Raw genomic sequence first — 24,388 nt, forward strand, 5'->3', positions numbered from 1 at the left:
GGCCGCTTAAACGCACCACTCCCCTAGCACATATAGGAACAAATTCCGAAGTCCAAAAGCATACCGGAACGCTCAACAATGCGTTACCGCCACGTTGACGATGATACTATGCTCGCCTCGGTCTTGCTTCACAAACTGGCAAATTGTCTCATAAGTTCCGCCATGTCTTCGGGCAATGGTGCCTCGAAGCGCATCACCTCGCCCGAGATCGGGTGGCGGAAGGCCAGCAGTTGAGCGTGAAGTGCCTGGCGGGAAAACGCGTTGACTGCCGAAGCCAGAGGTTCTTCAAGCCGGTTCGCCTTGGTCTTGAATGCACGGCCATAGGCGGGGTCCCCGATCAGCGGATGGCCGAGATGGGCCATGTGGACACGTATCTGATGGGTGCGCCCCGTCTCCAGCCTGCACTCCACCAGCGAAGCCAGGGCCTCACCGGAACTGTCGAGGCCGAAAGTGTCCAGCACGCGGTAGTGGGTGATTGCTTCGCGCGCGTCAGGCTGGTGCTGCGATACCACCGAGCGCAGCGTGCGGTCACTGGATGAGCGCCCGAGATGTGTTTCCACCGTTCCGACCTTGCGTGGCAGCTTGCCCCACACAAGGGCCACATAGGCGCGTTCCAGGTCGCCCTGCCGCCCGTGATCCGCAAAGGCGTCGGCAAGAGCGCGATGGGCAGTATCGGTTTTGGCGACAACCATGACGCCGCTCGTCTCCCGGTCGAGCCGGTGGACTATGCCCGGTCGGCGGACACCACCGATCCCCGACAGCGTATCACCGCAATGGTGGATCAACGCGTTGACAAGCGTTCCCGTCCAGTTGCCGGGTCCCGGATGCACGACGAGGCCGGCGGGCTTGTCGATTACTATAAGCGCCTCATCCTCATGGAGGATGGCCAGCGGAATATCCTCCGGCAATGGTTCCGGGGCTTCTGGTTCGGGCAGCTTCAGCTCATAGACTTCGTCAGCGCCGACCTTGCGTTTGGGCTCCTTGACGGTCGTGCCCGAGCTGGACACGGCGCCTTGCTTGATGAGCGTTTGCAGACGACTTCTCGACAATTCCGGCGCCAGCTTGGTAGCAAGCCACTGGTCGAGGCGCTGCCCCGCCTCTTCAGGAGCTACAAGCAAAGCTTTCATTTCGTGGTCTGCTTCGTTATCAGGACCGCTCATTCATTCTTTCCGTGAGTAAAACCATGACCGCCCAGGACCCGATCGAGGATCGTGAGGAAGAAGAACCGCTGGACCCGGCGGTGGAGCGGGTGAGACGCAAGCTCATTCGCTTCATGGCCATCAATCTGGGCATTCTCTTTGCCGCGGTTATGGCTGTCGTGCTCGCCTTTGTCTACAAGTCGCTAACGATGGAAGGCGGGGAGCCTTCCGCCAGCATCGCATCACCGAGCGAAGGCAGCTTGCCGCTGCCAGCCGGCAGCACCGTCCTTTCTCACGCCATTAACGGACCGAGAGTGTCCATCATCGTCGAGAGCCGGGGTGGCTCACGCGAGATCATCATCTACGACCTGGAACAACAGGGCGTGGTCGCACGCATTGCGCTCAGCGAAGATCAGTGAGCAGCAGGACGCAAATACTCGCGCTGGTGACGCTGGTGGTCGACGACTGTCAGGAAGCATTGCACTGGTATTGTTACAAGCTCGGTTTCCATCTCAAGGCCGACACGGATATTGGCGGCGGAAAGCGCTGGCTGGTTGTCGGTCCGGAGCAGGGAGCCGACCTTCTTCTCGCCCTGGCATCGGATGCGAAGCAGGAGCAGGCTGTCGGCAATCAGACCGGCGGACGCGTCGGTTTCTTTCTCCACACCGACAATTTCGAGCGCGACTTTGCTGCAATGCGCGGTAAGGGCGTGGTTTTTCTGGAGGAGCCGCGCCACGAGCCCTACGGAATTGTGGTGGTATTTGAGGACCTCTACGGGAACAAGTGGGATCTGATCGAGCCGCGCTGAATAAAGTTGGACGCCAGTCTTTTTCTTCTGTTGCAATCCATGGAAATCAGCCCTATATCGCGTCCGTCTGCTGCTCCCATCGTCTAGCGGTCAGGACGCCGCCCTCTCACGGCGGAAACAGGGGTTCGATTCCCCTTGGGAGTACCAGTTTTTTCCTTGAAATTCAGCTGACTATCCTGGCCACACCAAATGCTGTCCTGCGACCGCATCGGGTTACGGTTGGGAATTCGTTATCCTTAGTAGATCGTTAAGCCTTGATTGCGATTGTGGCCCCATGGGGGAAGAATCTAACGGGGCAGGCTTCTTGGAAGCGCATGAGCATGAACAGGGTCCGGAGCACGTGCCGGACCGCGGGATTCCATTCAGCAGCAGAGATGTGGAGCGGGAGGACTGCCCGTTTGACGTTGAGGTGCAGTCTGCTCTCATTTCGCTGGAGGCGGACTGGTTCTGGGAAACCGACAGTGAACTGCGCGTTACGCGCCTGACCGATGGATTTCAACGCGCCACGGAGGTAGACCCGCAGACCCTTATCGGGAAAGCCCGGCTGGACATGCTGCGCGGAGCCGGGAACAATCGCGAAGCCGACCGTGCGCATTGGGGGCGCGTGAAAGAACGCCTGCCTTTTCACAATCACATTCTCGAGCTGCACAGGCCTGGGAAAGATCCCCTCTGGATCGCGGTCAGCGGCATCCCGCAATTCGACGAGGCGGGAGATTTCGCCGGATATCGTGGCCTGGGCCATCGCGCCGACAATTCCTTGCGCATCGCGCGCGAGCTGGCCGAAGCCAATCAGCATATTTCACTACGCGAGAGCCATGAGCGGGCGCTGCGCGACAAGTTGAGCGGCGAGGGACATTTCGAGCGGCTCCTTGCCGGTCTCGACGTCACTCGCGAAGCCTTCTCCTGCTATGACGCGGATAACCGGCTGGTTCTTTACAACCAAGCGATGGTGAAAATGTTTCCGGGTCTGGAGCATATCATCCGGCCCGGTGTGCGTTTGGAAACACTGCTCGATGCGGTGCTTGAACGCCAGATGTGGGTCGTGCAAGGCGATGGCGAAACCTTCAAGAAGCATTTCGTCGAAGAGCGCCGCAAACCAGGCGAGCGCGAAAGCATTCTCGCGTTCACTGACGGGCGCTATGTGCTCCACCGCGAGATGCACATGGAGGACGGCGGCACCGTCTGCATCTGCACGGATATTACCGAACTGAAACGGCACGAAGCGGCGTTGGAAAAGGCCAGGCATGAGGCCGAGGCCGCGCGCAGCCGACTTCAATCAGCCATTGACGCGCTCGATGACGGCTTCGTTCTGTGGGATGACAAGGACAGGCTGGTAGCCTGCAACAAGGCGTTCCGCAACGGACTGGGCCGGTCGGATATACTGCAACCTGGCGTCAGCCTGTCGGCCGTGGTGGAAGAGCTTGAGCGCACGGGCGTGCTCGGCGACATCTCCGTTCTCCACGAACATGCCGGCAACAAGGCAGAAGAACTTGGCCAGAACATTGTCTTCAAACTGCCTGACGGCCGATATATGCTGCGCCGCGATCAGCTTACCGAGCAGGGGGACCGGGTTGGCATCCGCAGTGATGTGACCGACCGAATGCGCCGCGAAGAGGAGCTGGCGCGCGCCAAGGAAGAAGCAGAGCTTGCTTTCTCGGATCTTCGGCGCAGCATCGACAGCTTGCGTATGGGCGTGATCGTGATGGAGTCCGATCTGACGGCTTCCATCGTCAATCGCACCTATCGTGAACTCTGGGGTTACGGCGAGGACGAGCAGCTTTCGGGCACCTATGCCGGCGATCTGATGGAGCATTCGCGAAAGCGGGGGCTCTACGATCCGGTCGAAGCTGCCAATTGGGAAGACTACAAGAACCAGCGGCTTGACGAGATCCGCGTCGGCGAGATGGCGCCGCGCGAAGTGACGCGCCCGGATGGGCGAACCATGCTGTTTTCGATCACGCGGCTTTCGCGCGGTCGGCGCATGCTGACCTATTACGAGATCACCAATCTGAAGCGGCGCGAGGCGGATCTTGCATCTGCCCTGGAGCAGTCAAAACTGGCACAGGCTGTTTTGGACGAGCTGCCCAGCCCGATCTTCGTGAAGGATGAGAATCTGAAGTTCGTTCTTGCGAACAAGGCCTTCGCTCATATTCACGGGATGGAGCCGGCAGCGATTGTCGGCAGGCAAGCGGCAGAGGTGGTCGGCGCCAGGAACGCAAAGCTGTTCGAGCCGAGTGAGCAAGAGGTCCTTGCCACGGGCACCGAATATCGTGTCGAAGAGGATTTCGAAGAGGATTTCGAAGAGACCGGCATGGGTCAGACGCGCATCGTGCGCAAGAACAGGGTAAGTTCCTTCTCCGGAAAACACTATCTGGCCTGCACCATCTTCGACGTGAGCGATCTCAAGCAGCGCGAGCGCGATGCGGAGGAAGCAAGGCGCCAGCTTGCCTATGTCATCAACTCCCTGCCTGCAGGTGTGGTGATCTATGACCGCGATGATCGGTTCGTGCTGGCCAATGATGTGATCCACACAGCCCTGCCGGGTCTTGTGCCGACGCTGCAGCCGGGCCTGCCGCTGCGCGATGCCATATCTGCAGCGCATGCCAACGGCTATTTCCGCAACAGCGGTGATCCGGAAATCGATGCGATCTATGATGCCGATCGCGAAAGCTGGATCGAACGCTATTGCAGGCTCTTTCACGAGAAAAGACGCGTCTATGAGCGACAGCATCCCGACGGGCGCTGGTACAAGGTATTCGACACGCGCACGGATGACGGCACCTTTGTCGGCGTTCGCGTGGATATCACCGAGATCAAGGAGCGCGAGGAGCAGCTCAAGGATTCGATGCGCGAGAACGAGATCTTCCGGAATCTGGTCGATAATGTTCCTGTCGCGATCTATGCCAAGAAGGACGATCTGCGTCTTGCCTACGTCAATCGCGGCTGGAGCGATCTGACCGGCATTCCGGCCGAACAAGCGATCGGCAAGACCGATATCGAGGTATTCGGTGATACCGGTATCGCCTTCACGGAAAGCGACCGCCATGTGCTGGAGAGTGGCGAGCGGCAGGAAATCGAGGAAGAGCGGCTGGATCACAACGGGGTTCTGCGCCATCAAATCGCTCGCAAGGACATCCTTCAGGCTTCTGACGGCTCGGTCTATCTCATCGGTTCCACCACCGATGTGACGGAGATGAAGCGGCGCGAAGAGGAACTGCGTGAAGCGCAGGAACAGGCGGTTGCCGCCGATCAGGCCAAATCCGAATTCCTGGCCAATATGAGCCATGAGATCCGTACTCCGATGAACGGCGTGCTGGGCATGGCGGAGCTTCTGGTAAAGACGGAGCTGAACTCAAAGCAGAGAACCTTTGCCGAGATCATACTGAAATCCGGCAATGCGCTGTTGAATATCATCAATGACATTCTCGACTTCTCGAAGATCGATGCAGGTCAACTCAAGCTTGATGCCCAGCCGTTCAACCTTGCCGAGGCGGTCGAGGATGTGGCGACGCTCTTCTCGTCGCGCGCGAAGGAAAAGGATCTGGAGCTGATCGTGCGGGTTGCGCCTGCACTGCCGGAAGCTGTTGTCGGCGACATCGGCCGTTTCAGACAGATCATCACCAATCTTGTCGGCAATGCGGTGAAGTTCACCGAAAGCGGTCATGTTCTCATCGACATCAATGGTCGTGCGGAAGATGGCGAGGTGTTCCTCGAAGCGCGCATCGAAGATACCGGCATTGGCATACCTTCGGACAAGCTTGAGCTGGTCTTCGACAAATTCAGTCAGGTGGATGCTTCCTCGACGCGCAGGCATGAAGGCACCGGTCTGGGCCTGGCCATCACTTCGCGACTGGTCGCACTGATGAATGGCGAAATCGGGGTCAGCAGCACCGAGGGTGAGGGATCGACCTTCTGGTTCACGATGAAGCTGCCCATGGCGAAAGGCTGCACCAAGCCAAACATCGCACCAAGCGACATTTCCGGATCGCGCGTGCTTGTCATCGACGACAACGAGACCAATCGCACGATCCTTTCCGAGCAAATGGCGCATTGGGGATTTGATGCGTGCGCGGCCAGCAGTGGCGATGAAGGCGTCGCTGTCCTTCGAGCCGCTGCAGAACTGGGCGTGAAGGTCGACTGTGTCATTCTCGACTACCAGATGCCGGGCATGAATGGCGGCGAGGTGGCCCGTTGCATTCGTGAGGACGCCAGCATCGCCGATACGCCGATCATATTGCTTACTTCGGTTGATCAGTCGCCTTCGCTCAGCATGGCGAGTGATCTGGCGATCGACACGCAGCTCATAAAGCCGGCACGCGGCGGCAGCCTGTTGCGCGCTCTCGTCTCGGCAATACAGCGTGCACGCCATGTGGCCGGTGAATTTTCGTTGCCCGAGCCGGACATCACGCCGATTGAAGTGCAGCCGGAGCCTCACCCAAAAGTGCAGACAGTCGAGGCGGGTGCGGTCACCTGCGCGTCAGTGAAGGAGAAAGCTGACGGCGAAGCTTCGCAACACGGCGTCGATATCCTTGTTGCCGAAGACAATGAGGTGAACCAGCTCGTCTTTACGCAGATACTGAGCGAGAGCGGTTTTGGCTTCGAGATCGTCAACAATGGCCGGGAGGCACTGGAGGCTTTCCAGAAGCTCAACCCACGCCTCATATTGATGGATGTCTCCATGCCCGAGCTGAACGGGCTGGAAGCGACCAAGGCCATACGCAATACCGGGCCGGAAGGAAAAGCGGTTCCGATCATCGGCGTCACGGCGCATGCCTTGAAAGGTGATCGGGAGAAATGCCTGGAATCAGGCATGAACGACTATCTCTCGAAGCCGATCAGCCCGAAGGCTCTCGTCGACAAGATCAATCGCTGGGCGGAAGAGAATCATCAGCCGGCGCTCCAGTCGCAGCGGGGGTAAAGCTCGATATTCACCCGATGCCAAGGGGAACTTGTTGCAGGAACAATTTCCCCGGATGGCGGTTCGCATATTGCGGAGAGGTGTTCAGGCCCCGCGGATCGGTGTTGCGCGAACAAGCTGTTGCTTATTGAACAGTATCTTAATCGCGATGACACGGAACTGTCATGCAACTGTTACATAGGGGCTTTAAGCGACTCCCCGTCGCCACATGGTGGTGGCTATGACGAATTCCGAACAGGGAGTAGCCCTAATGCAGAAGTTCATCCTGATGACGTCAGCAGCAGCTGTTGCTGTTGCGATGTCCGCCGGTACGGCAGCCGCACGCGACCAGATCCGCATCGTCGGTTCCTCGACCGTTTTCCCGTTCACCACCGCTGTTGCTGAACGCCTCGGTCAGAGCGGCCAGTTCCAGACGCCAGTCGTCGAGTCCACCGGCACCGGTGGCGGCATGAAGCTTTTCTGCGGCGGCGTTGGCGAAAGCCACCCCGACTTCACCAATGCTTCGCGTCCGATCAAGGACGGCGAGCTCGAAGAGTGCAAGGCCAATGGCGTGACGCCGATCGAGATCAAGGTCGGCTTCGACGGCATCGTGCTTTCCAACTCCAAGGGCGGCGAGCAGGTTGACCTGACCAAGGAGCAGATCTTCGCGGCTCTTGCCAAGAATGTCGTTGTCGACGGTGAAGTGGTCGCGAACCCGCACACCAACTGGTCCGATATCGACGAAGGCCTGCCAAACACGAAGATCGAGGTTCTCGGCCCGCCCCCGACCTCCGGCACCCGTGACGCCTTCGTTGAACTGGTCATGGAAGAAGCTTGCCCGGAAGCGATCGAAGAAGCTGACGGCTGCACCGAGATCCGTGAAGACGGCGCTTTCGTTGAAGCCGGCGAAAACGATAACCTGATCGTTCAGAAACTCGAAGCCAATGCAGACGCATACGGCATCTTCGGTTTCTCCTTCCTCGACCAGAATGCCGACAAGCTGCAGGGTGCCTCGATCGGTGGCGTTGAGCCGACCTTCGACAATATTGCATCCGGCGACTACGGCGTCTCCCGCTCGCTCTTCATCTACGCCAAGAAAGAGCATGTAGGTGCCATTCCCGGCATGGAAGAGTTCATCAAGGAATACACCTCCGAGGCAGCATGGGGTCCTGAAGGCTATCTCGCCGACAAGGGTCTGATCCCGCTTCCGGAAGCCGACCGCACTTCGCAGCGTGACAATGCTGTTGCTCTGAAGGGCATGGGTTCCTAATCGGATCCTCATCATGACTTTCCCCGCCGGCTTTATCAGCCGGCGGGTTTTCAGACTGCTCCGGGACAGGATAATAGGAGGTGCCAGCTTCAAGGCTGAGCGCCGCATCCCGGAGGCGCTGCCGGAAGCTGGCAAGCGCTAGAAACAGGCGGGACCGGTATGATCACTTACGTAGTCATCGCGCTAATTTTGCTGTTCTTTGCGGCATTCTACATCGGCCGCTCCCGTGCGATGACGGTCGGCGGCGGACGTGCTGCCAATCTTCATTCACTTCCAAGCCAGCATGGCCTTTTCCTCGCGCTCATGGCTGCAGGACCTGCGCTGCTCTTGCTGTTTGCCTGGAGCATCGCCACGCCCTCTATCGAGGCGTCGGTCGTGGAAACGCGTTTCGCAGATCATCTGGCGACGTTGAACCTGCCTGAACAGCAGGCCTTCATTCGCGATTCCCGCGCCACTGCATTCGGTGGCATTGCAGGGTTTCCGAACGAGACCAAAGACGCGGCTGCCGAAGTTTTCAAGAGTGTTCACGCGACGAGCCAGTGGGTTGCTGCCGTGCTTGCGCTTGCTCTTGCCGCTGCCGGGTTCTTCCTGGCGCATCGACTGATTTCGCCGCGCTTCCGCGCACGCCACAAGGTAGAGCGCGTTGTTCGCGTCTTCCTGATCCTTGCCTCCATCGTGGCCATTCTCACCACGGTGGGCATCGTTCTGTCCCTGATCTTCGAAAGCCTTCGCTTCTTCCAGCAGGTGCCGATCTACAAGTTCCTGTTCGGCACGCATTGGAGCCCGCAGAGCGCCTTTACCGGTGCGGGGCAGGAAGCGGGCGCTGTCAATGAAGATATCTTCGGCGCCATCCCCCTTTTCGTCGGAACGCTGCTCATCACGCTGATCGCGATGATCGTTGCTGCACCTGTGGGGCTCATGTCGGCCATCTATCTTTCCGACTACGCATCCAAGCGCGTGCGCTCCATAGCCAAGCCCGTTCTGGAGATCCTCGCCGGCATTCCGACCGTGGTCTACGGCTTTTTCGCCGCGCTTACTGTGGCGCCGTTCTTCCGGCGCATGGGCGATGGAATCGGGCTTGATGTTGCCTCCGAGTCCGCGCTTGCTGCCGGTATCGTCATGGGCATCATGATCATCCCCTTCGTGTCATCGCTCTCCGACGACGTGATCAATGCCGTGCCGCAGTCGCTGCGTGACGGTTCTGCCGGGCTTGGCGCGACGAAGTCGGAGACGATCCGCAAGGTGGTGCTGCCTGCCGCACTGCCTGGCATTGTCTCGGCGATGCTTCTGGCCGTGTCGCGTGCAATCGGCGAGACCATGATCGTAGTCATGGCTGCGGGGCTGGCGGCCAATCTGACGGCCAATCCGCTGGAGGCCGTGACCACGGTCACGGTTCAGATTGTCACGCTTCTCGTCGGCGATCAGGAATTTGACAGCGCCAAGACGCTTGCTGCCTTTGCGCTCGGCCTCATGCTGTTCTGCGTCACCCTTGTCTTGAACATCATCGCCCTTCGGGTCGTGAAGAAGTATCGTGAGCAATATGACTGATACGACACCCACCGAAGCGGGCTCGACCAGCCTGCACACCAACGATGCCGCCAAGGCACGGCTGAAGGCCCGCTATGCGGCCGAGCGCCGGTTCAAGTGGATGGGTGCGGGCGCTGTAGCACTCTCAGGCCTGTTCCTGGTGATCTTGCTTTCCACAATCGTGACGCAGGCGTTGCCTGCCTTCCGGATGAATTATGTCACCCTGCCGCTTGATCTGTCGGCAGAGCAGGTGGACATGGAAAATCTCAGCGCGACCAATTTTTCCGGCATCGTCAACGACGCCATCATGGGGCAGTTTCCATCAGTGGAAGGTCGCCAGGAACAGCGCGCCCTTCGCGGACTGGTCTCCACCGGCGCACCGACCCTGCTGCGCAAGGCGCTTGAAAGCGGCGAGGTTGAAGCAGGTGATACCCGCCAGGTCGCTCTGCCACTCGATGACTTTTCCGATCTCTACCTGAAGGGCCTCGTGGCCAAGGATGGTGGACGGGAAGCGCTCGCGGCAGCGCCTCAGATCGTAGCGACTGATGGTGCCGCGGAAATCACGTTCAGCGATCGGTCGGTTGTTGAATTGGCTCGTGAGGCTGGTGCCATAGAAGAAGATGGCGTGCTGCGTCTCACCTCGGGTGCATCATCGCTGTTGCTTCAAGCCGACGGCCGGATCGTCAAGCTGCTTGAGGTGCAGGCCGCGGACGGTGGTGCAACCGCAACCGGCAATGTTCTCCTGAGCGATGCGCCCCAGGTTTCTGACGAAGCAGCCATTCGCATTGTCGAGACACCCGAGTCGCAACGTAAATTTACCGACCGCGAAATCGTGTGGGTCGACTCACTGACGGCTCAGGGGCTCACCGAAAGCCGCTGGAACGAGATATTCCTCTTTTCCGGTGCGAGCCGTGAACCGGAAATGGCAGGCATTTGGGGTGCGGTTGTCGGCTCTGCCCTGACAATGCTTGTGACGCTTGCACTCGCTTTCCCGATCGGTGTTGCAGCTGCGATCTATCTGGAGGAATTTGCCCCCAAGAACCGCCTGACGGCCATCATCGAGGTCAATATCAACAATCTGGCTGCCGTTCCGTCCATCGTGTTCGGTCTGCTCGGCCTGGCTGTCTTCATCAACTGGTTCTCCTTCCCGCGTTCGGCACCCCTTGCCGGCGGTTTCGTTCTGGCGCTGATGACACTTCCGACCATCATCATCGCCTCGCGCGCAGCATTGCGCGCCGTGCCGCCCTCCATCCGCGAGGCTGCATTGGGGATCGGAGCGTCGAAGGTGCAGACCGTGTTTCACCACGTGCTGCCGCTGGCGATGCCCGGCATCCTGACGGGGACGATCATCGGCATGGCGCAGGCGCTGGGTGAAACCGCTCCGCTTCTCATGATCGGCATGGTCGCCTTCATCGTGGATGTGCCGGGCGGGTTCACTTCTCCGGCCACGGTGCTGCCGGTGCAGATCTTCATGTGGGCGGATTTTCCGGAACCCGCATTCCAACAGAAAACTTCTGCGGCTATCCTCATCCTTCTGGGCTTCCTGGTCCTGATGAATGCAATAGCCGTGGTCCTGCGCAAGCGCTTCGAGCGTCGCTGGTAGGTGGAGCCAAGGGATATGAACATGCTCACAGAAGCTCAAGTAGAGAACGCGATCCAGCCTGATAGCGAGAACTATACCGTCAAGATGCGCGGCTCGAATGTCTGCGTCTTCTACGGCGAGAAGCAGGCTCTCTTCGACGTCAATCTGGATGTTCGCCAGAACCAGGTGACGGCGCTGATCGGTCCGTCCGGCTGCGGCAAGTCCACCTTCCTGCGCTGCCTCAACCGCATGAATGACACGATCGATATCTGTCGCGTGCGTGGGGACATCACGCTTGATGGCGAGGACATCTACGATCCGGCGATCGACGTGGTGGAACTGCGCGCACGCGTTGGCATGGTGTTCCAGAAGCCCAACCCGTTCCCGAAGTCGATCTATGAGAACATCGCCTATGGTCCGCGCATCCACGGGCTCTCCAACTCCAAAAGCGAGCTGGACGGCATTGTGGAAACGAGCCTGCAGAAGGCAGGCCTCTTCAACGAGGTAAAGGACCGTCTGCATGAACCGGGAACCGGGCTTTCCGGCGGTCAGCAGCAGCGCCTTTGCATTGCGCGCGCCATTGCGGTTTCGCCGGAAGTCATCCTCATGGACGAGCCATGCTCGGCACTCGACCCGATCGCGACCGCAAAGGTGGAAGAACTGATCGACGAGTTGCGCGAGAACTACACGATCGTGATCGTCACACACTCCATGCAGCAGGCGGCCCGCGTGTCGCAGCGCACGGCGATGTTCCATCTCGGCAATCTTGTCGAGGAGGGGCCGACGGACAAGATGTTCACCAACCCCGAAGACAAGCGCACCCAGGACTACATCACCGGCCGCTTCGGCTGATTTTATCCGTGGTTTCAGCGGTTACGAGGAACAGTCACATGGGCGAACATACAGTCACCTCCTTTGACGAGGAACTGAACCGGATCGACCAGCTTCTCTGCGAGATGGGCGACCTTGCCGGGGCCATGACCCAGTCGGCGACGAAGGCACTCATAAGCTCCGACAACGGTCTGGCGCAGCGTGTCATCTCCGATGATGCGATCATGGATGCCAAGCAGCGCGAGCTCGACGAGCGCGCCATCACGCTCATCGCCAAGCGCCAGCCCATGGCGCAGGATCTGCGCGCCGTGGTTGGTGCCATACGCATGGCAGGCGATCTCGAGCGTATCGGCGATCTGGCGAAGAATGTTGCAAAGCGCGTCGGTGCCGTTGGCGACAGCGCCACCCCGCGCAGCCTTGCCCATTCCATCGATGCGATGGCGCAGCTTGTCATCGTGCAGGTGAAATCGGTCATCGACCAATATGTCGCGCGCCAGAGTGAGGGGCTTACCTCCCTGCGCGACGAGGACGAGAAGATCGACATCCAGTACACTTCGGTGTTTCGCGAACTTCTCACCTACATGATGGAAGATCCGCGCAACATCACGGCATGCACGCATCTTCTCTTCTGCGCCAAGAATCTTGAGCGTATCGGTGATCATGTCACCAATATCGCCGAGAATGCCTATTACGTGATGACCGGCGAGCAACTGCCCGTCCAGCGGCCAAAGCTGGACGAGACGCAGATGACGGTCAGCGCCGAATAAAGGGTGTCAGCCAATGATTGCGCCGAAAGTGATGGTGGTCGAGGACGACGAACCGCTATGCGTCCTCCTGCGCTATAATCTGGAAGCGGAGGGCTATCAGGTCGAAGTCGTCACGCGTGGTGACGAGGCCGAAATGCGGCTTCAGGAGAATGTGCCTGACCTGCTCGTACTCGACTGGATGGTGCCTGCCATCTCCGGCATAGAGCTCTGCCGCCGCCTGCGCATGCGGCCCGAGACCGAGCGCCTGCCGATCATCATGCTCACTGCGCGCGGCGAGGAAAGCGACCGGGTGAGGGGGCTTTCAACAGGTGCCGACGACTATCTCGTCAAACCTTTTTCGACGCCCGAATTCGTCGCCCGCGTGCGCGCGCTTCTGCGCCGTGCGAAGCCGGAAGTGCTTTCGACGGTCCTAAGTGTCGGAGACATCACGCTCGACCGCGAATCCCATCGTGTCTATCGCCGCAAGAACGAGATCCGCCTGGGGCCAACCGAGTTCCGCCTGCTGGAATTCATGATGCAGCATCCCGGTCGCGTCTTCTCCCGCGCCCAGCTTCTCGACAATGTCTGGGGCGAGACCATCTATATCGACGAACGCACCGTCGACGTCCATGTCGGACGCCTGCGCAAGGCCGTGAACCACGGCAAGATGCCGGATGTGATACGGACAATCCGCGGCGCGGGCTATGCGATCAGGGAAGCTTGAGGGGCTGTTTAGCCATACAAACGAAAGGGAGCCAAAGGCTCCCTTCGCAAGTCACTTCCTTTCGGGAAGTAAATACTCCTGCGAGCACCACGAATAGTGTGAATATTAGTATTCGCCAGATTGGTGTCAGTAGAATGTCGCTAAAGCGCAATTCTCCTCACTCCACCGGATACCAATACCTTGCTTCCGCTTCCCCGCGCTCGATCCTGACGAAATTGTTGGCGAAGACGCGGTAGGGGTGGCTCCATTCTCCGTCGGGCCATTTTACGCGGATTTCAGCGCGTTCGGAGGTGCCGAGGCCTGCGTGGATGAAGCCTGCATGGCCGGAGGCGTGCCCGCCGCCGAGCTGGATGGTGCGGTTGACGGTTCTGGTGCCGATCTTGATCGAGATGAGCGCGCCGACCGCGTTGCGGTTTGCCCCCTTCTGGGCGAGTTCGACGGCGACGAAATTGCCGCCCGCAATTGCGCGATCGCCCTGCTTCATGCCCTTGTTGCGGAAGAGCGAGACATTCTGCTCGCGGTTGACCACCAAGAGGTCCAGCAGACCGTCGGCGTTGAAATCCGTGACAACCGCACCGCGGCCCTTGGTCGGCAGGCCGATGCCGCTTGTGCCGCCGGCTTCCTCGAAGGAACCGTCCCACTGGCCGATCAGCAGATTGTCGGGATCGGTAGCCGCAAAATCCGGCATGGCTTCAACATTGCCCTTGGCGATGAAAAGGTCGGCGAGGCTGTCATTGTTGAAGTCGGCGAACTCGGCATGCCAGCCGGTGGAGGGTTTCAGGTCGTCGCCCTGATAGGGGCGATGGGCGGTTGCGCCGCGGTCAAAGGCTATGTCTCTGTAGATCGGACGGTCTTCCTCGGCCTCTTCATCGAGCTTCTGCAGCTTGGTGTCGCCCATGGAGGTGAGCGCGTATTCGGGATAGCCGTCGGCGTCGATATCGGCTTCGGCGATGCCCATGCCCCAGATGGTCAGGTGTCGCCAGCCTTCGGAGCGGGAGTAGAGCCGCGGGCTTCGGCCCGGCTCCACATGCCAGAGTTGCTCCTCGCCGCCGCGATAATAGTGGCGGTCATTGGTGATGCGCAGGTCCGGCGTGCCGGAGCGGTTCCAATCCGTAAACAGCATGGACAAGGCGCAGTAGCCTGGGGTGAGTGCGCGGCGATCCTCGTAGAGCGGGCCGTTGGTGCCTTGCTCCGGCCGGTAGAGCGCGTTGTCGTGGCAGGTGCCCCAGGGAGAGCCGGGGGCGGAGCGGTCGACATAGTTTCCGAAGGCAAGCGTGGGGAAGCGGGCGTCCGGCTCCCACATGGCCGAGAATGCGGTTGTCCAGGCGCGCCCGCCGTCGAAAGCGAAGGCGTCATTGGCCCTCTCGAAACTGCAGTTTGGTCCGCCCTTCAGGATGATGTTTTCGCCAAGGCGCAGGAGCACGAGATCCTTGTGGCCGTCATTGTCGATGTCGAGCGGGTAGGCGCCCAGCACACGCGTGCCATCGCGGCCAAGACCATGGTCGCGACGGGAAAATTTCAGCGCGCTGCCTCTGGTGCTTTCACTGACGAAGAGTGCAGCATCATCACGCCCGCCTGCGATGAACAGATCGGGCATGCGATCGCCATTGCAGTCGAATGAAGCGGCTCCGCCGCCCACGAAATATTCCCACGGACCGCGATAGGCGTGGGTGAGGCCAGCGGATTGGGCTTCCTCGTGCATCACGGGGATGTCGGCGAGGGGCGCAGCGATGGTTGGGTGGGTGAGGAGGAGGGTGGCTGCGAGGATCACCAGGCTCAATGCATGGTGGCGATGTTCACCCCCCTCTGCCTTGCCAGGCATCTCCCCCACGAGGGGGGAGATCAGTCGTTTCGCCTTGGCCGACGCATTCGGCGATGTTTGTGCGGTTCCAGATGACAGCCATTCTCCCCCCTTGTGGGGGAGATGTCCGGCAGGACAGAGGGGGGTGTCGATACGCCAGCGCTTCAACATCACTCTGCCTCCCCAATCACCAGCGTGCGCAGGAAAGCGATCAATGCGCTGCGGTCTGCTTCTTCGGCTGCGATATAGGCGTCACGCGATGCGCGGGCCGCGCCGCCATGGGCGCGGATGGCTTCGTCCATGGTGGTCATATCGTTTCGGTGGCCGTAGGGCGCGGTTGATTCCAGGCCCCAGAGTTCTGTGGTCATGAAGACATTGCGCTCGACGAAGCGCTGGGCGAGCAGCTCATTGCCGAAGGCGGAGACTTCCTGGTCTGCGATCACGTGGCGCTTGAGGTCGCCGAAGAGCGGGACGAGCCAGTTGCCTTCTTCATCACGCGGCAGATCTTTCGCCCACTCAAGCAAGGCGAGATCATACACGGCGTCGGCTTCAGCCTCGCCGCTGCGCAGCGTCCCTGCCATGTCCACGGGACCGGGATCGACAAATTCAAGCGAGGACAGCGGCAGGGCTCGGATATGGCAGGCGCTGCATTGCAGCTCGTCGAAGACGGCATTGCCGTGCTCTGCAGCCTTTTGCCAGGCTTCATCCTCGGGTGCCCTGCGCACGGGCGGCTGAAGCCCTGCCTGCCAGGCAACGAGTGCAGCGATGTCGGCGTCGGCAATCTCGTCTGCCACACCGTCGCCATCGAAATCGTCTTCGCCGGTCCAGCGCTTGCCGAAACGTTCCACGGCCTGAATACCATGATGATGATTCAGGGCATTGACCGTGAACTGCCGCAGCGAGGTCATCACGCCTTTCTGGGTGAAGGGCCGAATGACGAGATCGGCATCCACGCCGTCAACCTCTGTCAGATCCAGCATGCCGTCGGGATGGGCGGTGATCGTGCCGAAGTGGACGCCCTTGGAGACAAGTTTGCCGGTCACGGTTTCGCCCGAGATGCGCGCGCTGTCGAGCGTGCTGCGTCGGATCGCCTGCAGATCACGCGTCATCTCGCGGGCGAGCAATTCCACCAGTCCGGCACCAAACAGATGGTTGGTCCCGCGCTCGTTGGAAAATTGCGGATCGAGGCTTTCGAAATCGGCGCTTTCGAAGCCTTCGGAGACGAAAACATTGGTGACAAATTCACCGGCGCCGCCAGCCACCGGCATGTTGTGGCAACCTGCGCAGGCATTCGCGTCGAGGCCGGCGGAGCGGAAGAACTGGTTCTGCGGCGGGCGCTTTCGCTTTGTGGGTACGATCGCCTGCGTGGCAAAGGGACGGCCCACGCCGTCGGCGGTGGTGAAATGACCCGTGAAGAGATGCTCCCCGCGGTCGCGCAGCGCTTTCAGCGTGTCAGGGTCGATCTTGCCGGAAAGACCTGCAACCGGCTGCGTGCCTGAAAGGATGCTCTCCGCCCAGGGTGGGCTTGTTTCCGCGCTTATGGCAGCGTTCGCCGCTGAAAGCAAAATTGCGAGGGCAAGGCCCGCTCGTGCCATGCTCCGTCTCCTCCCGAATTCATTCACGCCGACAGCGCGGCTGCACCCGCACCGAAATGACTTCGATCCAGCTCCGCGAGCGCAAGCATCGCGCTGCCTTGCGCTATGAGTGGTGTCTCTTCGGGCTCTGTCTCGAAGCTGATCACCTGCGCATTCTGGCCGCCCAGCGTTTGGGCCAGCGCGTGGCGAATGCTTGGTTCCAGAATGTCGAATGCCGCCGTTCCCTGGCCGATCATCGCAATCGGAGCCGGATCTATGAGCGCGAAGAGGTTGCCGATGGCATAGCCAATGGCCTCGCCTGCCTCGCGAAAGGCCTGGCGGGCCGGACCATCTTCCTCGCGCGCTTCTGCGGCGAGCTTCTCCATCTCGGCGGCTCGCATATCGGTAACCGGCATGGCCATGGGGCTTTGCCCGGTCGCCTTGCGCCAGATCGCATAGTTTCCCGCATAGGCTTCCACGCAGCCCAGGCGACCGCAGCGGCAAAGAGCTCCGCGAGGCATGTAGGTCATGTGACCAAGCTCTCCGCCGGACGAGTTCTTTCCGGTAAACATGCGGCCATCGACCATCAGGCCCATGCCTATGCCGTGGGAAAGCAGAATCGCCACGAAATTGTCGCGGTAGCGATCGGGTTTTCGCCAGCGAAGGGCAAGCGCGATCAGGTTGCAGTCATTGTTGATGCTGACGGACACGCCGAAAGCGTTTTCCAGGGCTTCGGCGAAGGCGATGTTCCGGTGGACCGTAATCGGTGACCAGAGCATTTCGCGTCCGGCTGAATCCGTCAGGCCCTGGACGCCGAAACTGATATGCAGGATCGGACCTTCGTCGCCCGCTATCTCCCGAACAGCCCTGATTGCTGCGTCACAAAGTTCCCGGCGCGACATTTCGAGAGTTTCGAGGCGGAATGTCTTTTCGCGGACCTTGTTGCCGCAGTAGTCAACCAGGGAGGCAGTGAGCCTGTTGAAGATGAGGACCAGCACAACTATGCGTCCCGCATCCGGCGACAGGCTGAGTGCCACCTGCGGACGTCCGCGACGGGCGGGCGCTGCCTCCTCGTCGCGCAATTCGCGCATGATGCCTTCTTCGATCAGATCGGATGAAATTGCCGAGATGGTAGAGTGGCTCAGGCCGCTCATGCGCGCAATTTCGGTACGCGACGCGCGACCCGCCTGACGCACGGCAGAGATCACCATGGTACGATTGCGCTTGCGCATCTCGTCGTGACGGATACCTGCCGTCATGCATACTCCTCCCGCAGTTCGGCGCCTTCTTGTTCCCTAGCCGATACCGCCTATCAGCAATATTGACACGCCCCCGAGGTTGAGTCATTATTTTTTTCGAGGCTCGAAAAAATCGACCTCGGTACTAGTCGCGCCGTTCCGGCGCCCGGGAGGAAATCATGAAGAAGTCTGTGACTGCCGTTCTGGCAGGTCTTACCCTTTCGCTCACCCTTTCGACTGCTGCGCTTGCCGAAGGCAAGGTCATTGGCGTTTCCTGGTCCAACTTCCAGGAAGAACGCTGGAAGACCGATGAAGCCGCGATGAAGGAGCAGATCGAGGCTGACGGCAACACCTATATCTCCGCGGATGCACAGTCCTCTGCTTCCAAGCAGCTGACGGATGTTGAATCGCTGATCGCCCAGGGCGCCGACGCTCTCATCATTCTTTCGCAGGATTCCTCGGCAATCGGCCCGGCAGTTGAAAAGGCTGCAAACGAAGGCATTCCGGTTGTTGGCTATGACCGCCTTATCGAGAACCCGGATGCGTTCTACCTGACCTTCGACAACAAGGAAGTCGGTCGCATGCAGGCTCGCGCCGTGTTCGAGGCCCAGCCGGAAGGCAACTACGCCTTCATCAAGGGCTCGTCGGCCGATCCGAACGCGGACTTCCTCTTCTCCGGTCAGATGGAAGTGCTGAAGGAAGCCATCGATTCCGGCAAGATCAAGAATGTGGGCGAGGCCTATACGGATGCGTGGCTTCCGGCCAATGCGCAGAAGAACATGGAGCAGATCCTGACGGCCAACAACAACGAGGTTGATGCCGTTGTCGCTTCCAATGACGGCACTGCCGGTGGCGCAATTGCCGCTCTTGAAGCACAGGGTCTGGCTGGCACCGTTCCTGTCTCCGGCCAGGATGGCGATCACGCTGCACTGAACCGCATCGCTCTCGGCACGCAGACCGTCTCCGTGTGGAAGGACTCCCGTGAGCTTGGAAAGGCTGCCGCCAAGATTGCCGCGCAGCTTGCAGACGGTGCGGCCATGGATGAGGTCGAAGGTGCGGAAAAGTGGTCGGACGGCCCGAACGGCGTTGAGATGACCGCAACGTTCCTCAAGCCAATCCCGATCACCGCCGACAATCTCGACGTTGTCATCGATGCTGGCTGGGTGTCGAAGGACGTTGTCTGCCAGGGCGTTGAAGCCGGCAAGGTCGCAGCCTGCGACTGATCATCGAATGTGATAGGATGAACGCCGTGACCTCCAGTCGCGGCGTTCTTCACATCGCGGCCAGGTCGGGGGCAGGTGACGCGCCCGGCGAGGGAGAATATTGGGATGACGGATATGGCAATCCAGGCCGCGCCGCAGGGCGCATCGGCTTCTGCCACAGGGCCCGTGGCACGCTTCTTGAAAGCTACTGAACTCGACACGCGCATGCTGGGAATGCTCGGCGCGCTGGTCGTTATTTGGATCGGTTTCCACCTCTTGTCGGGCGGACTGTTCCTCACACCCCGCAATCTTTGGAACCTGTCGGTACAGTCGGCATCGATCGCCGTCATGTCCACCGGCATGGTGCTTGTCATCGTGACGCGGAACATCGACCTGTCCGTCGGTTCGCTGCTCGGCTTCATCGGCATGATCGTCGGCGTGACCCAGGCGCAGTATCTGCCCGAACTGCTCGGTTTCGGTCATCCAATGATCTGGGTGCTGGCGCTCATTGTCGGCATCATCGTGGGGGCCATTGTTGGCGGATTTCAAGGCTACATCATCGCCTTTCTCGGTGTGCCTGCCTTCATCGTCACGCTGGGCGGGCTTCTCGTCTGGCGCGGGGCAGCCTGGTGGGTGACGAGCGGGCGTACGGTTGCGCCGATGGACCCCACTTTCCGCCTGATCGGGGGCGGACCCGAAGGAGCCATCGGTGCCACCTGGAGCTGGATCCTCGGCATCATCCTTTGCCTGGCCATCATCGCCATGCTGGTGAGCGGCCGCAAACAGCGTCGCAAGTTCAATTTCCCGCTGCGCCCCCTGTGGGCCGAAGGTTTTCTGGGCCTCGTCGGCTGCGGGCTGGTGCTCGGCGCCGTGGCGATTGCAAATTCATATCCGTGGCCGAGCGGTATTGTTCGCCGCTATGCCGAAGCGAACAACATCACCGTGCCCGAAGGTGGTCTTTTCATCGCCCATGGCATTGCCATACCGGTTCTGGTTGCCATCGGTGTTGGCATCGTGATGACCTTCATTGCGACCCGCACGCGCTTTGGTCGCTATGTTTTCGCTATTGGCGGCAACCAGGAAGCCGCAGAACTGGCGGGTATCAACACGCGTTGGGTGATCATGAAGATCTTCATCCTCATGGGCATCCTCACAGCCATCGCATCAGCCATTTCGACGGCACGCCTCAATGCGGCAACCAATGCGCAAGGCACGCTCGATGAGCTTCTGGTCATTGCCGCTGCGGTTATCGGAGGCACTTCGCTTGGCGGAGGTGTGGGCACAATCGCCGGTGCGATGATCGGCGCGGTACTCATGCAGTCGCTCGCAACGGGCATGATCCTGCTTGGCGTGGACACTCCACTGCAGAACATCGTCGTGGGTCTCGTGCTTGTGGTGGCCGTCTGGCTCGACACGATCTACCGCAAACGCGTCGCGTAAAGCAGAGGGAGTGAAAGCAATGGAAAACAAGACACCCCTCGTCGAGATGAAGAATATCTCGATCGCGTTTGGTGGTATTCACGCGGTTGAAGACGCGTCTGTCGACTTGCATGAGGGCGAAGTCGTTGCGCTGCTCGGCCATAACGGGGCGGGCAAATCCACGCTGATCAAGATCCTGTCCGGCGCCTACAAGCGCGACAACGGACAGATCTTCGTCAATGGCGAAGAGGCACAGATCACCAATCCGCGCGATGCCAAGAAGTATGGCATCGAGACCATCTACCAGACGCTTGCGCTGGCGGATAATGTCGATGCGGCGGCCAATCTGTTCCTGGGGCGTGAACTGATGACACCGTGGGGCACGCTTGACGATGTCGCGATGGAGTCGGAGACGCGCAAGGTGATGGCTCGTCTGAACCCTCGCTTCCAGCGCTTCAAGGAGCCGGTGAGCCGCCTGTCGGGTGGCCAGCGCCAGTCGGTGGCAATTGCCCGTGCGATCTACTTCGATGCGCGTGTGCTCATCATGGACGAGCCGACTGCAGCACTTGGTCCTCAGGAAACGGCGCAGGTCTCTGACCTGGTACGCCAGCTCAAGAAGGATGGAATCGGCATCTTCCTGATCAGCCATGACATACATGACGTGTTTGATCTCGCCGATCGGGTGGTCGTGATGAAGAACGGTCAGGTGGTCGGAACCGCTCACACGAAGGATGTAACCGAGGACGAGGTCCTGGGCATGATCATTCTGGGCAAGTGCCCGCCCGGAGCCATACCCGGGCCCGGTGCCATACAGGCTGCTGCCGCCTGAAAAAAAGAAGCCGCTGCAGCAATGCCAGCGGCTTCATCAGTTCTGTGCTGTCAATTCTATAGGATGCTGAAGATCAGGAGCGCTGCTATCAGTGCTGCCAGTATAAGCAGCGCGAGGCGAAAATAGCCGAAGGGCCCGTAATTCGGTCCCGGCGGCAGAGGGTCGCGCTCCTCGATATTGACCATCGCCATGCGGGCTGCCTCCTCGGCATTCTGCAGCAGCTTTTCCATCAGCTTTCCCTCCCGGTCTCAAACACCGCCATGCATTACCGTGCGCGCCTGAACAGGCCGAGCACGAGCGAAATGATGAGCAGTGCGAGGAAGATGTAGAACAGGATCTGCGCGATGCCGGCAGATGCGCCTGCAATGCCACCGAAGCCCAGTGCGCCTGCAATCAAGGCAACGACCAGAAATACGAGTGCCCAATAAAGCATGATACCTCTCCTTGTTAACTGAGCGTACAACGCCAGCTTCAACCGTTGGTTCCGAGGCAAGAAAAAAGCCGCCCGGAGGCGGCTTTTCAGGTCCACTGCAGTGGAAGCAATCGATCAGGCGGCGGCAGCCTTCGCCTGATGATCGAAAAACAAGGCCTGACTGATAAGTGCCTTCACCATGTCGGGGTTGAAGGGTTTCGTCACCAGGAAGGCCGGTTCAGGACGTTCGCCGGTCAACAGCCGCTCGGGGAAAGCGGTGATGAAAATCACCGGCACCGGATGCGATGCAAGGATCTCGTTTACTGCGTCGATACCCGAGCTGCCATCGGCCAGCTGGATATCTGCCAAAACCATGCTGGGATTGGTCTTCTGGAAGAGCTCGGTCGCTTCCTTGTGTGTACGCGCCGTGCCCACCACGTTGTGGCCAAGGCTTTCCACCAGTTCCTCGATATCCATCGCGATAAGCGGCTCATCCTCGATGATCATGATATCGGTCGCGACGGTCTTGGAAATCTCGTCACTGGCCTGGCGGAGAAGCTCGTTGAGTTCCTTTTCCTCGACATCGAGGATCTCGGCTGATTCCGTGACATCGAAGCCTTCGACAGCCACGAGCAGGAATGCCTGACGCGGCAGAGGAGCCATGGATGACAGATTGGTCAGCGCGCGCTGCTCCCACGCGGAGGTAGGCGCTTCTTCCGGGATGCGCAGATCGAGTGAGCCGAACAGTTTGGCGAACAGCTTGAAGAGCGCTATCCGGTCGGTCGAGGCTTCCGGGAACACCGAAGGATCGGCGATGAGCGCTTCCAAGGTGGCAGCCACCAGAGCATCCCCGCTCGTCTGCGAGCCGGATACTGCACGCGAGAAGCGGCGCAGATAGGGCAAGTGCGGGGTAATACGGGCTGACAGACTCATTTTCTTTCAATCTCCCTCGGCAATGAACACCGTGTTTTATGAAAATAGCGAACTGAGGAACGGGTAGGCGAGAAAAAAGTTCCGAAAAGTTTGGAACATAATTCTGCCCCTGCCGTTTAGGCTCGGATGCAATGATCGAAACAGGCAAAGCTGCGCGCGCAGGAAGGCTCCGCTATAATGCCAACTGAACTGGGGCGAGACGCTGCAAAAGAAGCGAACGAAATGAAGTATCAGTCATTTGAGAAAGGCCGCAAGGCAGGTGCAGACAGTAGAGATGGCGATCCGCTGGGCGCCAATTCCGAAATCGGTCGTAAGTTGAAGCAATATTACGACGACCTGGTTTCCGAAGATATTCCCGACCGGTTTGCGTCGTTGCTGAGCCAGCTGGAGCAAAAAGAGAAGCCTCAAGCACCGGAGAAGGAGTAGCGCATGAGTGACGCTCCAGGTTTCCGTGAATCACTGCTTGCAGCGGTTCCGGTTCTGCGCGCTTTCGCGCTTTCTCTCTCCAAGAATGCCGATCGTGCAGATGATCTCGTGCAGGAGACCCTGGTGAAGGCATGGGACAAGCAGGAAAGCTTCCAGCCGGGCACCAATCTCAAGGCATGGCTCTTCACCATTCTTCGCAATGAATTCTACTCCCAGATGCGCAAGCGCAAGCGGGAGGTGGAAGACAGTGATGGCTCGATCACCGCGAGCCTGTCCATTCATCCCAGCCAGGACGGTTCGTCAGATCTCAACGACTTCAAGAAAGCGCTCGCACGTCTTCCTGAAGATCAGCGCGAAGCAATCATCCTGATTGGTGCAAATGGTTTCTCGTATGAGGAAGCTGCCGAGATCTGTGGCTGCGCGGTGGGCACCATCAAGAGCCGCGTAAGCCGCGCGCGTACGCGTCTGCAGGAAATCCTCTCAATCGAGGGTGAGGGTGAATTCGGCCCGGATCCCATCGCCGCGCAGGTGACCAGCGCAGCCAGTGTCGCCTGATCAGCTGCGTACAGCTGTCAGTGAAACGAGCACCTCAAGCAGGTGCTCGTTTGCAAATGGTTTTTCGAGTACCGGCGAATCCGGAAATTCCTGAAAATAGGCTTGGTCGGCCGTGTAGCCTGAAGCAAAGACGAAGGGCACCGAGGCCGCATGGAGCAAAGACGCAAACTCGTGCGTCGAATTACCGTTCATCTTCGTGTCAAGAATGGCGACATGAGGCCTTGGCTGCAGCAGATCTTCGGTCAGGTGCGAACGATTGGTGACGATCGTCACAGCTTCGGCACCGCACTCCTTGCACAGTTCTTCGATGTCCATCGCGACGATGGCCTCTTCTTCCACGATCAGAACGCGCATTCCGGAGAGCGGTGGGTTATTCAATACTGAATCCTTAGCAAGAACGAGATGGCTTACCTCGCTGCATTTCACCATTCGCGCAGTATGTCATTTAACAATAATACTATCGCCGAACTGTTTT

23 protein-coding genes and 1 tRNA gene are annotated in these 24,388 nt (G+C 59.6%); 16 read left to right on the forward strand and 8 right to left on the reverse strand.

All coding sequences use genetic code 11. The features are described from left to right. Positions 1 to 128: 128 nt before the first annotated feature. A complete protein-coding gene (locus EL18_RS15230) occupies positions 129 to 1,160 on the reverse strand; it encodes an RluA family pseudouridine synthase (protein WP_036486086.1) in 1,032 nt (343 codons plus the stop codon). Positions 1,161 to 1,183: 23 nt separating this feature from the next. Between EL18_RS15230 and EL18_RS15235 the strand changes: the two genes are divergently transcribed. From EL18_RS15235 to phoB, 10 genes are all read left to right on the forward strand, one after another. After that, the gene (locus EL18_RS15235) at positions 1,184 to 1,558 is read left to right on the forward strand and encodes a hypothetical protein (RefSeq protein ID WP_036486088.1); all 375 of its coding nucleotides are present in this window, start codon (positions 1,184 to 1,186) and stop codon (positions 1,556 to 1,558) included. Continuing rightward, positions 1,555 to 1,947 (forward strand): VOC family protein, encoded by a 393-nt coding sequence (locus tag EL18_RS15240; RefSeq protein ID WP_036486090.1) that lies wholly within the window; start codon positions 1,555 to 1,557, stop codon positions 1,945 to 1,947. Before EL18_RS15235 ends, EL18_RS15240 begins: the two co-directional genes overlap by 4 nt. 72 nt (positions 1,948 to 2,019) lie before the next feature. Then, positions 2,020 to 2,094: transfer RNA gene (locus tag EL18_RS15245), tRNA-Glu, on the forward strand. 157 nt (positions 2,095 to 2,251) lie between these two features. After that, a complete protein-coding gene (locus EL18_RS15250) occupies positions 2,252 to 6,865 on the forward strand; it encodes a PAS-domain containing protein (protein WP_161782008.1) in 4,614 nt (1,537 codons plus the stop codon). Between the two features lie 250 nt (positions 6,866 to 7,115). Next, entirely contained in the window at positions 7,116 to 8,114 is a 999-nt protein-coding gene (locus tag EL18_RS15255) for a PstS family phosphate ABC transporter substrate-binding protein (RefSeq protein ID WP_036486099.1), read from the forward strand. Positions 8,115 to 8,273: 159 nt separating this feature from the next. Further along, entirely contained in the window at positions 8,274 to 9,662 is a 1,389-nt protein-coding gene (pstC, locus tag EL18_RS15260) for a phosphate ABC transporter permease subunit PstC (RefSeq protein ID WP_036486101.1), read from the forward strand. After that, on the forward strand, positions 9,655 to 11,244 hold the full coding sequence (gene pstA, locus EL18_RS15265; protein ID WP_036486102.1) for a phosphate ABC transporter permease PstA: 1,590 nt from the start codon (positions 9,655 to 9,657) through the stop codon (positions 11,242 to 11,244). Before pstC ends, pstA begins: the two co-directional genes overlap by 8 nt. Positions 11,245 to 11,259: 15 nt before the next feature. Next, entirely contained in the window at positions 11,260 to 12,075 is an 816-nt protein-coding gene (gene pstB, locus EL18_RS15270; RefSeq protein ID WP_036486104.1) for a phosphate ABC transporter ATP-binding protein PstB, read from the forward strand. Positions 12,076 to 12,113: 38 nt separating this feature from the next. Beyond that, positions 12,114 to 12,821 carry a phosphate signaling complex protein PhoU gene (gene phoU, locus EL18_RS15275; protein WP_036486105.1) on the forward strand — a complete coding sequence of 236 codons (708 nt, stop codon included), beginning with the start codon at positions 12,114 to 12,116 and terminating at the stop codon, positions 12,819 to 12,821. 16 nt (positions 12,822 to 12,837) lie between these two features. Continuing rightward, a complete protein-coding gene (phoB, locus tag EL18_RS15280) occupies positions 12,838 to 13,524 on the forward strand; it encodes a phosphate regulon transcriptional regulator PhoB (RefSeq protein WP_200875546.1) in 687 nt (228 codons plus the stop codon). A 157-nt stretch (positions 13,525 to 13,681) separates the two neighbouring features. Here phoB and EL18_RS15285 read toward each other — a convergent pair whose 3' ends face one another. Genes EL18_RS15285 through EL18_RS15295 form a run of 3 tightly spaced genes read right to left on the reverse strand, consistent with a single transcriptional unit; the run spans position 13,682 to position 18,158 of the window. After that, entirely contained in the window at positions 13,682 to 15,496 is a 1,815-nt protein-coding gene (locus tag EL18_RS15285) for an FG-GAP repeat domain-containing protein (RefSeq protein ID WP_244444615.1), read from the reverse strand. Then, on the reverse strand, positions 15,496 to 16,920 hold the full coding sequence (locus tag EL18_RS15290) for a di-heme oxidoredictase family protein (protein ID WP_036486110.1): 1,425 nt from the start codon (positions 16,918 to 16,920) through the stop codon (positions 15,496 to 15,498). Before EL18_RS15290 ends, EL18_RS15285 begins: the two co-directional genes overlap by 1 nt. Positions 16,921 to 16,943: 23 nt before the next feature. Beyond that, positions 16,944 to 18,158, reverse strand: coding sequence for an ROK family transcriptional regulator (locus tag EL18_RS15295; protein WP_036486112.1), 1,215 nt, complete (start codon positions 18,156 to 18,158; stop codon positions 16,944 to 16,946). A gap of 158 nt (positions 18,159 to 18,316) precedes the next feature. On the opposite strand from EL18_RS15295, the gene xylF reads away from it, so the two are divergent. The 4 genes from xylF to EL18_RS15310 are packed head-to-tail and all read left to right on the forward strand — an operon-like array spanning position 18,317 to position 21,587. Beyond that, positions 18,317 to 19,360: a D-xylose ABC transporter substrate-binding protein gene (gene xylF / locus EL18_RS15300; protein ID WP_036486114.1), complete on the forward strand. Its 1,044-nt coding sequence runs from the start codon at positions 18,317 to 18,319 to the stop codon at positions 19,358 to 19,360. Positions 19,361 to 19,386: 26 nt separating this feature from the next. Next, a complete protein-coding gene (locus EL18_RS18240; protein WP_244444629.1) occupies positions 19,387 to 19,551 on the forward strand; it encodes a hypothetical protein in 165 nt (54 codons plus the stop codon). Beyond that, a complete protein-coding gene (locus EL18_RS15305; RefSeq protein ID WP_036486494.1) occupies positions 19,475 to 20,779 on the forward strand; it encodes a sugar ABC transporter permease in 1,305 nt (434 codons plus the stop codon). Before EL18_RS18240 ends, EL18_RS15305 begins: the two co-directional genes overlap by 77 nt. Before the next feature lie 19 nt (positions 20,780 to 20,798). Beyond that, entirely contained in the window at positions 20,799 to 21,587 is a 789-nt protein-coding gene (locus EL18_RS15310) for an ATP-binding cassette domain-containing protein (protein ID WP_036486116.1), read from the forward strand. Between the two features lie 56 nt (positions 21,588 to 21,643). Here EL18_RS15310 and EL18_RS17990 read toward each other — a convergent pair whose 3' ends face one another. The 3 genes from EL18_RS17990 to EL18_RS15320 all read right to left on the reverse strand — a co-directional run bounded on the left by EL18_RS17990 (position 21,644) and on the right by EL18_RS15320 (position 22,932). After that, entirely contained in the window at positions 21,644 to 21,817 is a 174-nt protein-coding gene (locus EL18_RS17990) for a hypothetical protein (RefSeq protein WP_161782009.1), read from the reverse strand. Between the two features lie 35 nt (positions 21,818 to 21,852). After that, positions 21,853 to 22,020: a DUF1328 domain-containing protein gene (locus tag EL18_RS17670; RefSeq protein ID WP_036486125.1), complete on the reverse strand. Its 168-nt coding sequence runs from the start codon at positions 22,018 to 22,020 to the stop codon at positions 21,853 to 21,855. Between the two features lie 114 nt (positions 22,021 to 22,134). Then, positions 22,135 to 22,932, reverse strand: coding sequence for a response regulator (locus tag EL18_RS15320; RefSeq protein WP_036486127.1), 798 nt, complete (start codon positions 22,930 to 22,932; stop codon positions 22,135 to 22,137). Positions 22,933 to 23,154: 222 nt separating this feature from the next. Between EL18_RS15320 and EL18_RS15325 the strand changes: the two genes are divergently transcribed. Together EL18_RS15325 and EL18_RS15330 are read left to right on the forward strand one after the other, a co-directional pair. Next, positions 23,155 to 23,358: a NepR family anti-sigma factor gene (locus tag EL18_RS15325; RefSeq protein WP_036486496.1), complete on the forward strand. Its 204-nt coding sequence runs from the start codon at positions 23,155 to 23,157 to the stop codon at positions 23,356 to 23,358. A 3-nt stretch (positions 23,359 to 23,361) separates the two neighbouring features. Beyond that, positions 23,362 to 23,913: a sigma-70 family RNA polymerase sigma factor gene (locus tag EL18_RS15330; protein WP_036486129.1), complete on the forward strand. Its 552-nt coding sequence runs from the start codon at positions 23,362 to 23,364 to the stop codon at positions 23,911 to 23,913. Here EL18_RS15330 and EL18_RS15335 read toward each other — a convergent pair whose 3' ends face one another. Next, on the reverse strand, positions 23,914 to 24,342 hold the full coding sequence (locus EL18_RS15335) for a response regulator (RefSeq protein ID WP_081871257.1): 429 nt from the start codon (positions 24,340 to 24,342) through the stop codon (positions 23,914 to 23,916). Between the last annotated feature and the right edge of the window lie 46 nt (positions 24,343 to 24,388).

The organism is Nitratireductor basaltis, from assembly GCF_000733725.1.
GTDB lineage: Bacteria > Pseudomonadota > Alphaproteobacteria > Rhizobiales > Rhizobiaceae > Chelativorans > Chelativorans basaltis.